We start from the raw sequence: 13,949 nt of genomic DNA on the forward strand, positions 1-13,949 counted from the left end.
AACTGCTAATAAGCGGTTACGCCTTCGGCAATAACTTCTTTCACTTCCGGCACCATGCGCTTGAGCAGGTTTTCAATGCCCGATTTCAAGGTCACGGTAGCCGAGGGGCAGCCCGAGCACGAGCCTTGCAGGTTCACCGTCACGATGCCGTCCTGGTAGCTGCGGAAGGTGATGTTGCCACCGTCCTGCTCCACGGCGGGGCGCACGTAGTTATCGAGCAGGTCGATGATTTTCTGGCTGGTTTGCTGGTCCTGCTCCGAGCTATTGCCGGCAGCAGCTTCCTGCGCGGCTTTCTGCTCGGCGGCTGGGTCAACGGTAAAGATCGGCCCACCGGCTTCCACGTACGACTTCAGGAAGGTGCGCAGCTCCGGGATGAGGTGCGTCCACTGCAAGTCGGTGGTTTTGGTGATGGTGACGAAGTTGGCGGCGATAAACACGCGGCCCACGTAGTCGAAGTTGAACAGCTCCTGAGCCAGAGGCGAGTTGGCGGCAGCCTCCACGTTCGGATAATCTACGCTCACACCGTCGCTGAGCAGCGTGGTGTTGAGCACGAATTTCATGGATTCGGGGTTCGGGCTAGCCTCGGCGTAGATAGACACCGGTGCGGCGGGAGAAATGGTATGTTCGGCCATAGTCAGCAGACGTAAAAAGACAAAGTTAAACGCGAGAATCAACGTTACTGGAGCGCCGCGTTAGTACCTAAACATCGCAGCGGACAAGAAGTTGCAAAGCTACGCAACTCCACGATTTTTTGGTGTAGGACCTAGGTTTTACAGCGCCTTGTGCTTGCCATATATTAAAAATTTTATATGTTTTATTTAGTGCTTTTCAGAGATTTTATGTAACATTGTAGCAACGCTCTACACACCTATTTCTCCCCTCTTTGGCAGTTGCTAAGGAGGGGTTTGCCGTTTTTAGAGGAGTGTATTTCAGTGATGACAATAAGATCCGTACTGAAAGCAAATACTCGGATTCTTACGCATACAACACTAGAACGATGACTAAGCCCGGCTCAGCCACCGTTTTAGTGCCGGCACATTACTCGACGCACTTACCGGACAATGGTGATGCGCATGTTTTCGGCTCTGCCATTGCTGATCAGGCGGCAGAGGTACACGCCAGTGGAAAGATGTTCGGTGGAGAGCGGCAAATAATATTCCTGCCCACTCACTACGTTTTCCTGGTAGATAGTTGAGATAAGCGCGCCTAACTCATTGTACAAGTACACCTGCGCCGGACCATCCTTCTGCGCGCGGAAGTGAATCGTCCCGCGTTCCGTCAGCGGATTCGGATAAACTTCTAACATCGAGTGCGTTTTCCGTTCGGAAATCGAAGCTGGCAGCGCAACAGCAGCAGAGGCCCTGGCTGCTCCGTTTACTACACGGCGCAACGCTGAAGCAGGAATAGCCTGTTTGACCAAGCTAGGTCCCTGATAATGAACAGCAAGATTTTGCCCACCTCCATTCTGGAAATACGTAACGGTGAAGGCGTGCGTGCCCGCTTGTAGACCAATGGCGCCGCTGGCTTCTCGGGTGTCGTGCGAGCCATTGTTGTCGACCACCAGCGTCGAGCCGATGTAGAGCTGTGAGCCATCATCGGAGCTGGTAAAGAACGTGTACTGTCCATCTGTCGGCACGCTCACGTAGCCGGTATATTGAAAAGCGTAACCATAATCCCGCTGGCGCGCACCTAGGTCCATGAGCGCAGTAGAATTACTTTTCAGTGGAGCCAGACTAGTGAAGCTGGGCAGCACATCCCAGAAACCTTCATAGTACTTATAATCGAGGCCGGCTACGGTATTAGCCGGATTCTCAGGCGTACGCAGATTGCTGGGCGGTGTAGCACCTGCGGCACGCTTATAAGCCGAAGCCGGCACAATCTGCTTACCGACGCTTGGTCCGGCGTAGCTCACCTCCAAAATCTGTCCGCCATCATTTTCGAAGAAGGCAACCGTAAAGGCATGTGTGCCAGCTTGTAGGCCAATGGTACCGTTTAATTCTCGGCTGCCGTGCAGTCCATCATTATCGACTACTAGCGTGGAGCCGATGTACAGGCGCGAGCCATCATCGGAGTTGGTGTAGAAGGTGTATTGCCCGTCAGCGGGCACCGTAATGTAGCCCGTGTACTGCAAGGCGTAGGCATTTTCCCGCTCCGCCGCTACCAAGCCAGGTATTGCAATCGTGCCCGATTTCGCGGGTGTAAGCGCACTGAAATTAGGCAAAGCATTCCAGTACCCTTCGTAATACTTATAGTCGAGGCCGGCTACCGTGCCAGTAGGGTTTTCCGGCGTACGCAGATTGCTGGGCGGTGTAGCACCTGCGGCACGCTTATAAGCCGAAGCCGGCACAATCTGCTTACCGACGCCTGGTCCGGCGTAGCTCACCTGCAAGGTTTGTCCACCGTCATTTTCGAAGAAGGTAACCGTAAAGGCGTGTGTACCGGCTTGTAGGCCAACAGTGCCATTCAGCTCTTGGTCGCCGTGCAGTCCGTCATTATCAACTACTAAGGTTGAGCCAATGTACAGGCGCGAGCCATCGTCGGAGTTCGTATAGAAAGTGTATTGCCCGTCAGCGGGCACTGTTATATAGCCCGTGTACTGTAGGGCGTAGGCATTTTCCCGCTCCGCTACGGTCAGACTTGGGGTTGCTACCGTCCCACTTTTCGTAGGTGTGAGTGCCGCGAAATTGGGTAAGGTGTTCCACGAACCCTCATAGTACTTATAGTCGAGCCCAGCTACCGTGCCAGTAGGGTTCTCCGGCGTACGCAGATTGCTGAGCGGCGTAGTACTCGCCACACGCCGCAAGGCAGTAGCGGGAATGCTGGTCTTGCTAAAGCTAGGTCCCGCGTAGCTGACTTGTAGGTTCTGGCTGCCGTAGCCTTGCAGGTATGCGACCATGAAGGCGTGCGTGCCGGCTTTCAGGCCGATGGTGCCGTTGCGTTCCTGGCTGTCGTGCGAGCCGTCGTTATTCACCACCAACGTCGAGCCAATGTAGAGCAGGGAGCCGTCGTCGGAGTTGGTGGAGAAGGTGTACTGCCCATCAGCAGGCACCGTGATGTAGCCCGTGAACTGGAAAGAAAATCCGTAGTCCCGCTGCTGCGGTGTCAGCTCGAAAGTCGTGGTGGTGCCGGTCTTCAGCGGTGTGAGCGTACCGAAGCCAGGTACAGCCTCCCAGAAGCCTTCGTAGTACTTGTAATCCAAACCCGCTACGGTATTAACCGGGTTTTCCGGGGTGCGCAGGTTCGTTGAACTGCAATCGGGGTAAAGCTTTACGTCCTGGGTGGTGGCCAGACCTAGGTCGTCCGTCACGGTGAGCCGAACCTGGTAGTAGTATACTTCGGTGCCACAGCCTAATGGGGAAATGGTCGTCGTGGCTTCCGGCGATGTAATGACCGGGTCCGGATGCACATGGTCGTCGTGGTGCAGGCTGGTTTGCCACTGGTAGGAAAGCTGACCACTGCTTTGCTCTTGATCGGCTACAGCAGCCCGCAACGGATAATTAGTTGTGCTTGTCAACGGATATTTCGCACCGTCGCTTAGACTGGTAATTGTAACGCGCGGAGGCGTGTTGTTAGCCGAAATAACCAACGAAGTCTGTGCGCTACTGGCATTGTCCTTCACCATCAGCGTAACGGTATAGTTGGTGGGAGAACCGCCTGGAAACGTGTGCGCCGGGTTGGCTAATGAACTGGTAGTACCATCCCCAAAATTCCACAGGTACATTAGCGTCTCCCCATCCGGGTCGCGCGAACTATTACCGGTAAACTGCACCGTCAGCGGACCATTACCATAGGTTTTATCGGCGGTGGCTATTGCCACCGGCGCAGTGTTCACGGGGGCATTGTACACCACCTTCCTGATCTCGGACGGCCAGAAATTAACGTAGTAAAGTCCGCCGTCGGTTGGGTGGGTTGCCATAGCTACTACCACCGCACCATCATTGATGAAATTGCGCACTGCTACGGGCTTATTGCTGGCATCAGTGCTCAGACTGCGAATCCAGCCACTGGCATAATCCCCAAAAAAGCAGGTGTTCCGGTACTCGGCCGGGAAGCTGGAATGAGTGTAAAAGCCTCCTACCATTCCGGAGCTGCCGCCAAACTGCGCTCCGGCAACCGGCGAGCCTGGCGCGCCTATATTAATTTCACTGGCTATCCCTCCGGTGAACGTACCGGTTCGGGCAGGGCCCATAGGCAGGTGCCGCCAATCGATGCTGGGGCGGCTGTGCACAAAGGTGGTGATGCCCGCCGGAACAGCCTGATTCGTTGCACACGGATTGGAGAAGGTCGCCGAGCCCGTAGGAGTTTCCTGCTGAATCAAGTCCTGAAAGTAGAAGTACGACTGAGCGCAGCCTGCTATTCCGGTCGGCGTATACGGGTTGCCTGTTTTCTTCGGCCAGTAAAGCTCCTGCTTGGTCAGGCCCTCAAACAGCGGCCAGCCAAAGTTCATCCCTGGCCGCACGGCGATGTTAACCTCTTCCCACGTATCAAAACCCACATCGCCGATGTAGAGCACACCTGGGTCGGTGGCACTTCCCGAGCCGGGTTTGAGCGCTATTCGGAAGGGATTTCGCAACCCCAACGCCCATACTTTAGACTGCGCAGCACCTGGAAAGCTAGGTCGGTAAAAGGGGTTATTGACAATACCATTCCCGGTTTCCGGATCGATGCGCAGAACTTTCCCGTTGTAGCTTTCTAATTGCTGCGCACGCAGCGCTCCTACGTTCTGCTCGGGCGGAATAATGCCATCGGCCAGTGCCTGAGTAAAGTACGATTCGGAAGCGCTACCCACATCGGCGCTTTCATAACTGGCGCCATCGCCGCAAGAAACAAACAGACTTCCGTCGGTACCAAATACCAGGCTACCGGGTCCGTGGCTCATGTGCAACACTGGAATACCCGTTTCCTTTGTGGCACCGAGCAAGACTTTGCGGCTGGCTGGGTTAACCGTGTAGCTACTTTCGTTTCTTATTGCCGTATAGCGCGTTACGCGGTTGATGGTCGCGTTGTAGTACTCGTCGTACTGCGGATTATAGCTGCTGGTGCCATAGTTCAGCAGATGATGCCGGTCGACCGTGTACAGCACGTAGAAATAGCCATTCGTCTCGAACTGTGGGTGCAAGGCAAAACCGAGCAGCCCAAAATCCCGCCAAGCTCCTACTTCCTCGCTGATGTCGAGCAGCAGTTGGCGCTGTCCGTTGCCTGCGACCCAAACTTTGCCGGGCCTTTCCCAAACAAACATGTGGCTGCCGCTTTGATTGAACGCAAGGCCAACTGCTTCATTCCAGCCTTCTGAGATGGTCACGGAGGAAAAGCCACTAGGCGGCGCTTGAGCCAGCAGCAGCTGCCCACCCGTTAACGCCAGAAAAATCAGAATAAGTAAAAGTTTGTGCTTCATGAACTAAGGAGAGAGTTGAGGAATGGTGTGCTATTCGAAATCAATTTTCAGATGAGCTTCTACTCGTTTCTAAAAGCAAGTGCATCCCGCCACCCGACCTGCATTAAGCGGGATGTAGAGGAGTCCAAGAATGTGTGGGAATAAAAAGCAGCTAAAAAATCACGACAGCATCAGGGACTAGAAAGACGATACATGGCGTCGGATTCACATTGCACACAAATTGCTTCAATATAAAGGTATACATAAAAAATATAACTAATCTTATGTCGAGTTTAAGATTAATCGTATCCAATTGATGTCCAAGTACTTTAAAGCGCCGTGGGCACGAAGAAGTATCCTGTAGCTGTTGCACCTTATTCAGCATTTGGCACTGCGTAAAAGCAGGAGCAAAACGTCCAAGCCCGGCGCTAACCTAGGTCCTGTATTTTGCGCTAAAAGCACTACAAGTATTTTGCTTCCGTGCTACGCCGCCTCACCACTTCGCTGTTTCGCCCGATTGATATTGCCTGGCTCGTCTTCTTTCGGATTGGGGCCGGGTGGCTGCTGGCGCTGGAAGAGGCGGGCAGCCTTGCCCTAGGTTACAGCCGCGAATACACGGAACCGCAGTTTCACTTTTCCTATTTGTTCACGCAATGGCTACCCGTGCCACCACCCGCGGGCATGTACGCGCTGCATATCCTGGCGATACTCGGGGGGCTAGGTGTAGCAGCGGGCTGGCGCTACCGACTGAGCGCCGCGGCGTTGTGGCTCGGGTATACGTGGCTGTTTCTGGTCGAGCAAACGCGCTACATCAACCACTTCTACCTTTATTGCCTGGTGGCAGGGTGGCTGTTTTTTATGCCCGCGCATCGGGCGGCCTCCGCTGATGTACGAGCCGGCCGGGTTGGCTACGCGGCTACCGTGCCCGCCTGGACGCGACTGGTTCTGCTCTTTCAGCTCGGCGTGGTGTATGCTTACGCCGGCCTGGCCAAGCTAAATACCGACTGGCTCACGAATTCGCCGCTCGTGCTGTGGCTACAAGCCAAAAGCACCCGCCCCGTCGTGGGGCCGCTGTTGGCACAGCCTTGGCTCCCGCCTCTGATGAGCTACGCCGGCCTGGCTTTCGACTTGCTGGTGGTGCCGGCGCTGCTGTGGCGTCGCACGCGGCCGTGGGCATTCGGAGCAGCCTTGGTTTTTCACCTTTCCAACGTCATCATCTTTGGCCTAGGTACGTTTCCGTGGTTTTCGCTGATGATGACGGCCGCTGTTTTCTTTCCGCCATCCTGGCCCCGGCACGTTGCCATTGGGCGCGTACGACAATGGTTTGCGCGGCACGTACCCGCGGCAGAAAACCCTCAACTAAACCTAGGTCTTCGCAACTTGGCGCGCACCGGGGCGCTGGCCGCGGGACTGGCCGCTTATGCGTTAATTCAATTGCTGGTGCCGCTGCGCCACTTTCTTTACCCTGGCAGCGTGCATTGAACGGAGGAAGGGCATCATTTCGCGTGGCACATGATGTTGCGCACCAAATCGGGAGGCTTGAGCTACCGGGTGCGCTGCCCGGATGGGCGCGTAGGCATCGTGCACCCAAGCACTTATCTCACGCCGCGCCAATGCCGCAAGCTTCTCGCCCAACCAGATGCCATTCTCCAGTTTGCCCATTTTCTGGCCGCTGAATACGCCCGGCGCGGCATCACGCCCGTGGCCGTGTACGCCGATTCGTGGGTGCAGTTGAATCATCGGCCGCCGAAGCCTTTAGTTCGCCCAGACGTAAACCTAGCCGCGCAGCCCCGGATCCTAGGCCATTATAGCTGGATAGCGGCGGAGTAGCAAAAGAGGAATCTCGCGTGCTGAGCTTGAACGTCATGTCGACCAGCAGGAGACATCTCGCGTGCCATGGCAACTTCAATCATCAGGATTCGCCATTACAATGACAGCACGCGAGATTCCTCGCTGGGCTCGGAATGACGTTCTGACGAAACGCTATACTTTGTTAGCACGGGCCCGCAGCAGCATGTCAGCTACCACCAGGTTGGTCATGGCATCCACGATGGGCACGGCGCGGGGCAGCACGCAGGGGTCGTGGCGGCCGCGGCCCGCGAGGCTGATTTCCTCGCCTTGGTCGTTGATGGTGGCTTGCGGCTGTAGAATGGTTGCTACCGGTTTGAACGCCACCCGGAAGTAAATATCCTGGCCGTTGCTGATGCCGCCCTGAATACCGCCCGAATGGTTGGTGCGCGTGCGTACGGCGCCGTTTTCGTCGGTATAAAACGTGTCGTTGTGCTCGGAGCCAAACAGCAGCGTGCCCGCAAAACCTGAGCCGTACTCGAAGCCTTTCACGGCATTGATGCTCAGCATGGCTTTCCCTAGCTCGGCGTGGAGCTTGTCGAACACCGGCTCGCCCAGGCCCGCCGGCACGCCCTGCACCACACCTGTCACGAGGCCGCCTACGGTATCGTGCCGGTCGCGGGTCTGGCGAATGAGCTCAGCCATGCGCTCGGCAGTTTCAGGGTGCGGGCAGCGCACGGGGTTGCTGTCGATCAAACCTAGGTCGAGCTGCTCGTAGCCCACCGGCACGGCAATGGCGCCCACCTGCGAAACGTAGCTCTGCGTCCGGATGCCGTAGTGGGCCAGCAGCTTGCCCGCCACGACGCCTGCCGCCACGCGCGCCGCTGTTTCCCGGGCCGAGCTGCGCCCGCCACCGCGGTAGTCGCGGCGACCGTACTTCACGTCGTAGGTGTAATCGGCGTGCGAAGGCCGGTACGCGTGCTCGATGTGGGAGTAATCGTGGCTGGCCTGGTCCTGATTGCGAATGAGCAGGCTGATCGGCGTGCCCGTAGTTTCGTCGCGGAACACCCCCGATAGCACCTCCACCTGATCGGCTTCCTTGCGGGGCGTCGTCAGATCCGACTGGCCGGGCCGCCGCCGGTCGAGCGCCGCCTGAATCTCGCTGACCGTCAGCGGCAAACCGGCCGGGCAACCATCCACAATAACCCCAATACCTACCCCGTGAGACTCGCCAAAGGTGGTGATGCGCAACAGTGTACCGAAAGAACTAGACATTCTTTATAGAAAATGAGCAATGAACAATGAGCAGTGAGCAATTGCACTGGTAAGCAAAGGTAAAAGCATCCGCGACAGCGCCGCCCTCCTTCGACCTAGGTTAAAGCGTCCGTCACTCACTGTTCATTGCTCATTACTAATTGCTCATTGTTTCGGCTGCCACCACCAGCCAACCAGCGCTACGACCAGCAATACGATTAGAACTAGGTTGGCGTAGCGGCGCACATCGTGGTACTCATCAATCGGTTGCAAAGTGGCATCGGCCGAGGCTAGAGCTTCGGTATAGAACGGGTCATCGGGGCGCAGGCTGAAAGTAGACGCGGTGCGGACCGGCCCGCGCACGTCGGGCACTATCTCGGCACGCAGGGTATCGTAGCGGACCGTCGTTGGGTTAAACACGACTAAGGTAAAAAGGCTGTCGAGCGGCAGCGTGCCGGGGCGCTGGGCCACCAGCTGGTAGCGGAAGCTCTTGCGCCCGCCCACGCGGCCGCCCTGGCGGGTTAGCTCCTGCTGCACATCGGGGCCATAAAGCTCAAGGCTAGGTCGAGCAGCCAAGCCAGGTCCGCTCACAGCCGCCAGGTTGCCTTCGCCTTCCACCGAAAAAGTGTAGGTAAATGCCTGCCCCGTGCGGAAAGCCGTGCGGTCAATGGACTCGCGCAAGCGGTAGTCACCCACGGGTACCTGGTCGCGCAACGGGTGCGGCGGCAACGGCCGCACCGCAATGGTGCGCACGTTGGTGTGGTAGGTTTTGTAGCCCTCCATGCGGTTGTCCAAGCCTTCTGCCGGATTTTTGGCCAGCCGGTACTTCACCATCTGCAACGACACTTCCGGAAACGTCAGCGGCTCTGTATTTAGCGGGTAATATTCAGCTTCATATAGGCGGTAGCGCAGGTAAGCCTTGCCGCCCATCGTCACATTTTCCGGCACAATCTCCTGTTCATCAAATGGTTCTTCCCAGGCCGTGCGCTGGCGCAGCTGCCGCAGAATGACCGGCAATTGCGTAGCGAAGTTGTAGAAGTTCAACAGGCCTTGGTCGGCGGCAGTCAGGTAGAAATACAAGCCTACGTGCACACCTTCGCCCACAAATACGGAAGTTTTGTCGGGCAATAGCAGCAAAAACGCGTTGTCTTTCGGCTCCACGTAGTCCTGCGGCCTAGGTTTGCCGAAGAGCTGATCCAGCGAGCCCACGCCCTGTAGCGCGCCGGCACTTGGCTGCGGCGCCGCTACCTGCGGACCAACTTTCAGGGTAGCGCCCGCCGAGCGCACTGTCAGGCCGTTGATGGTCATGCTGAACGGTTTCACCACGTATTCGCCCTCAGCGTAGGCGGCGTAGCGCTGCGTGATAGTCAGCTCGACGGAGGTGCGGCCGTTGACGATGCGCGTGGTAGTGGTGCTCGATTTACCGCTTTTTTTAAAACCCTCCAGGTCCGGAAAAGCCGAGTAGCGTTCCAGCGGTGCCCCGCGCAACCGAAAGCTGATGGTGTAGTACTCACTCAGGGCAAACGCCGTGGGGCCAAGCACAATGTCGGCCTCCGCAGTAGCAGCTGTCGGTTGCGCTACTGCCAGCGAAGCCTGCATCAGCGCCCACATTAGCCCAAGCAGAAAAAGAAAGCGCGACAGCTGCGGCATGACGAAAAAATTGACAAGGCCAAAGCTAGCAAAAAAGGCCTCTGACAACATCGGGTCAGCTTTTAGCCGACGGAAACTAAACCAAGTATTGAAATAGTATAAAAGTTATATAAAACAAGTTTTTTACAGCCATCGCAATCCGTGGCTTTCTATACTCCGTAACCTAATTGTGGGCAGTTCATTTCTACCTGCCAACCACTTTCCGGTGGCTGAGCAAATGGGTTAACGTACATGATTTTAGCCTAGGTGCTTGTGCTGAGGTCCAGCTTTCAAGTTGGTTTTCGGCATTTTTGCCCCGTATGTAGCTGACAGGGCTACATTTATGATTTTAACCTAAACAGTTGCACTCTTTTTGGAAGCTCAGGCAATACCAACATTGTACACGAGCTGTCGTAAGCAACTCACACGATCCTAACCTGACCCTTCTTTGGGTGTACCAGCAGCTGAAGGCCTGTTAACCAGCCATTTACTTTGTCCCTCATTATTAGCCACTCAAAAACGTTACTCATGTCCAAAATCACCCAACCCACTAGGGAGGAAGCGGAGGTTGCGAAACCACTTTTTGTACCCATCAAGCGCCGTTCTTTCTTCATGTACGCCGGTGCTACCGCCGGCGCCACCGCCCTGCTGCTGGCCGGCTGCGACGATGACGACAACAACAGCAACGACCCGAACCTGATCGATGTAGGCTCCGGCGACACCGGTATCCTGAATTATGCCTACGCCCTGGAGCAGCTCGAAGCGGCGTTCTACACCCAGGTACTGACAGGAGGCTACTACACGAGTGCCAACACCAACGCTGCCGAAAAGCAAATTTTCTTGGATATAGCGTTGCACGAGAAAATCCACGCTGATTTCTTCAAAACAGCCTTGGGAAACAACGCTATTCAGGGGCTTACCCCGGATTTCTCAGCTATCAACTTTGGGGACCGCGCCAGCGTGCTCAACTACGCCAAGGCGTTTGAGGACCTAGGTGTGGCTGCCTATAATGGCGCCGGCCGCTACATCGAAGATCCAAAGAACCTGGTATTGGCTGGCAAGATTGTATCGGTAGAAGCACGCCACGCGGCGCTCATCCGCGACTTGATTTCGCTCAACACCTTCGTGGGCGATGATGTAGTCGACTTCAGCCTGACCAGCGCGACTGCTCGCCAGGAAAAATCGAAGACGCCGGCGCAGGTGCTCGAATCTGCTAACCTTTACCTAGCCCCTGGCTCGAAGCTGAGTGCTAATAGCTTCAAGTAGTCGGTCGTAATCCTCAAAACTTATTTCGCTTCTCCACATGGATCTGTTTAAAATAATCTCCGATATCGAAAAAGTAGACCCTGAGGTTTACGAGCGGTTTGATACCCGCCGCCGCGTGTTCAAGCATATGTCAGGCCTAGGCAAGAAAGTAACAGCGGCTACGCTGCCGGGCTTGCTCAGCGCAATGTTCCAGAAGGCTTACGGCCAAACCAGCGGCTTGAACGCTGATATCGTTGCTACCCTAAACCTAGCTTTGCAGCTGGAGTATCTGGAGCGCAACTTCTATCAGACAGCTTTAGCAACAACTAGCCTTAACCTAGGTAGTGACGCGGCAGCAATTGCTATCATTCGCGATGATGAAATCGGGCACATTGCGGCGCTGAAGCAGGTGCTAGGCACTCAGGCCTTCAACGGCGGCAACGACGTTCCTGCTGCTGCTTTTGATTATACCGCTGGTGGTAAGCTGCCGAACCCTTTTGCTAGTACAGCTAACTTCTACGCTACTGCGCAGTCGTTCGTCGACACGGGCATGCGAGCCTACAAAGGCGGCGCTCCGAAACTGATGAGCAACAAGGACATCCTACAGGCAGCCCTGAATATTCACTCGGTGGAAGCTCGTCATTCGTCGCACGTTCGTATGGTGCGGCGCGGTGGCCTGACTGCTGCTGGCAGCACGACGGATCAAAGCAAGCCCAAAAGCTGGATATCCGGCAACGAAAATGGTGGTCCGGTACCAGCTGTTACAGCACCGGTATACAATGCCGGCAACCCAGCTACCGACTTCCCGGCTGAGAGCAACATCATGCAAGCTGGTGTAAACGTGCAAACGAACACCACGCCGCCAATGAACCAGACGATTACCACTGCCGCCGCTACCGAAGCCTTCGATGAGCCGCTGGATGCTGATACGGTAAAAGCCATTGGACGTATGTTCCGCTCGAACACTACGCTTGGACAAAGCCTGTTTGCTTAAGCAAACATCTTTGTTAGCAATAAGAAAGGCGGCCTATTGGGCCGCCTTTCTTATTTGTGTTACTTGTATCCGTTTCCTTATCAATTAATTAGCAACAGTCGAACCTTAAAATATTTAAGCTCCTCAATTGATACTTATCTTCTTTTTTTCAGAACTTACGTATACTAGTCGTTCCACCCCGAATCTACCCACCCACCTGAAAACAAATTGCTGAGATGTTGGAATATGCGAAGACCATCCTCGTAAAAGTGAGCTTTGATAAAATGTTGTTTGAGAAGGAGTTACGCAAAGCTTTGCGCCAGCTCGTTCCCGACGAGCTGCACCAGTTTAAAGCCTGGTGCTATGAGCAGTTTGCCAAAAGCTACCGGCGCATCCTCAACCGGGTGTTTGCCCAGCTGGCTTAAGACCTAGCTTTTATCTTAACTATTTACTTAACAAGAAGCGGCCGCAACATCTGTTGCAGCCGCTTCTTGTTTACATCCCTGTCATTCCGAGCAGCGCGAGGAATCTGAGTAACAACCTAGGTATAAGCTCAGATTCCCGTGCTGCTCGGCATGACAAACTTACTCCGTTCCTGCTACAAAGCGAATGTTGCGCGTGAGGCCCGCATAGCCCGTGCGCTTCACCGCCGACTGCCGAAACAGCTCCGAAAACAGCTCGTGCGTAATTTCCTGCCAGTCCCTCCGACCTAGGTTTTTCAGCGCCGGGTGCGGCTGAAACTGTGGCTCATTATGCGCCTTGGCGAAGCGGTTCCAGGGGCACACATCCTGGCAGATGTCGCAGCCGAAAACCCAGTTACCTAGCTTGCCGTCTACCTCCGTCGGAATCTGGTCTTTCAGTTCGATGGTGAAGTAGCTGATGCACTTGCTGCCATCTACCACGTACGGCGCCGAAATGGCATCGGTGGGGCAGGCGTCCATGCACTTGGTGCAGGTGCCGCAGTAGTCCTTGATGGGGCCGTCGTAGTCCAGCTCCACGTCCACGATCAGCTCGGCGATGAAGAAGAAGCTGCCCGTGCCCGGCCGGATCAGGTTGGAGTTTTTGCCCACCCAACCTAGGCCGCTTTTCTTAGCCCACACCTTATCCATCACCGGCGCCGAATCAACGAATACCCGCCCCCCGACTTCGCCGATTTCGGCCTGCATATCGGCCAGCAGCGTCTTCAGCTTGTCTTTGATGACAAAGTGATAATCCTTGCCGTAGGCGTACTTACTGATTTTCAGCGTGTCGTCTGGCTGCTGGTCTTCCTCAGGCGGGTAGTAGTTGAGCAGCAGCGAAATAACGGATTTAGCGCCGTCGACAAGTAGTCTTGGGTCGAGGCGCTTGTCGAAGTGGTTGGCCATGTAGGCCATCTTGCCGTGCATGTTCTGGTTGAGCCAGCTTTCCAGCCGCGGCGCTTCCTCCTCCAAAAACTCCGCCTTCGAGATGCCGCAGTACATAAAACCTAGCTCCGCGGCGCGGCGCTTAATAAAGACAGTATAGTGAGCGGTGGGGAGCATTGTAATTGTATTCACTAGACGCATACGAAGTACGTCTAAAAAGCCGGAACGCCCCGGAAGCGGCGGAGCGTTCCAGAACAGACGTGAAATTGTCGGTTGCTACTACCTAGGTGCTATTGCCGGGGACTTAGCGAGCCCGTTAGCTTCTTCCGATACTAGTTTTGTG

The 13,949-nt window shown here is 55.5% G+C and carries 9 protein-coding genes and 1 pseudogene; 5 read left to right on the forward strand and 5 right to left on the reverse strand.

What is annotated here, in order from left to right:
* Positions 1-5 precede the first annotated feature (5 nt).
* Positions 6-632 carry a NifU family protein gene (locus tag IEX74_RS02040; protein ID WP_188810438.1) on the reverse strand — a complete coding sequence of 209 codons (627 nt, stop codon included), beginning with the start codon at positions 630-632 and terminating at the stop codon, positions 6-8.
* 419 nt (positions 633-1,051) lie between these two features.
* Complete coding sequence (locus IEX74_RS02045; protein WP_188810440.1) at positions 1,052-5,395, reverse strand: PA14 domain-containing protein; 4,344 nt, start codon at positions 5,393-5,395, stop codon at positions 1,052-1,054.
* Positions 5,396-5,854: 459 nt separating this feature from the next.
* Between IEX74_RS02045 and IEX74_RS02050 the strand changes: the two genes are divergently transcribed.
* Positions 5,855-6,856: an HTTM domain-containing protein gene (locus IEX74_RS02050; RefSeq protein WP_188810442.1), complete on the forward strand. Its 1,002-nt coding sequence runs from the start codon at positions 5,855-5,857 to the stop codon at positions 6,854-6,856.
* A gap of 12 nt (positions 6,857-6,868) precedes the next feature.
* Positions 6,869-7,204, forward strand: a pseudogene (locus IEX74_RS23470) (HTTM domain-containing protein); the annotation flags it as partial.
* 153 nt (positions 7,205-7,357) lie between these two features.
* Here IEX74_RS23470 and aroC read toward each other — a convergent pair.
* Both aroC and IEX74_RS02065 read right to left on the reverse strand, forming a co-directional pair.
* Positions 7,358-8,437, reverse strand: coding sequence for a chorismate synthase (gene aroC / locus IEX74_RS02060; RefSeq protein WP_188810445.1), 1,080 nt, complete (start codon positions 8,435-8,437; stop codon positions 7,358-7,360).
* Positions 8,438-8,581: 144 nt separating this feature from the next.
* Positions 8,582-10,066 (reverse strand): BatD family protein, encoded by a 1,485-nt coding sequence (locus IEX74_RS02065; protein WP_188810447.1) that lies wholly within the window; start codon positions 10,064-10,066, stop codon positions 8,582-8,584.
* 507 nt (positions 10,067-10,573) lie between these two features.
* On the opposite strand from IEX74_RS02065, the gene IEX74_RS02070 reads away from it, so the two are divergent.
* From IEX74_RS02070 to IEX74_RS02080, 3 genes are all read left to right on the forward strand, one after another.
* Entirely contained in the window at positions 10,574-11,311 is a 738-nt protein-coding gene (locus tag IEX74_RS02070; RefSeq protein ID WP_188810448.1) for a ferritin-like domain-containing protein, read from the forward strand.
* A 37-nt stretch (positions 11,312-11,348) separates the two neighbouring features.
* On the forward strand, positions 11,349-12,284 hold the full coding sequence (locus tag IEX74_RS02075) for a ferritin-like domain-containing protein (protein WP_188810450.1): 936 nt from the start codon (positions 11,349-11,351) through the stop codon (positions 12,282-12,284).
* Positions 12,285-12,499: 215 nt separating this feature from the next.
* Positions 12,500-12,688: a hypothetical protein gene (locus tag IEX74_RS02080; protein ID WP_188810452.1), complete on the forward strand. Its 189-nt coding sequence runs from the start codon at positions 12,500-12,502 to the stop codon at positions 12,686-12,688.
* A gap of 159 nt (positions 12,689-12,847) precedes the next feature.
* Here IEX74_RS02080 and queG read toward each other — a convergent pair whose 3' ends face one another.
* Complete coding sequence (gene queG / locus IEX74_RS02085) at positions 12,848-13,783, reverse strand: tRNA epoxyqueuosine(34) reductase QueG (protein ID WP_188810454.1); 936 nt, start codon at positions 13,781-13,783, stop codon at positions 12,848-12,850.
* Positions 13,784-13,949: the final 166 nt, after the last annotated feature.

This window comes from Hymenobacter cavernae (genome assembly GCF_014641455.1).
Lineage (GTDB): Bacteria > Bacteroidota > Bacteroidia > Cytophagales > Hymenobacteraceae > Hymenobacter > Hymenobacter cavernae.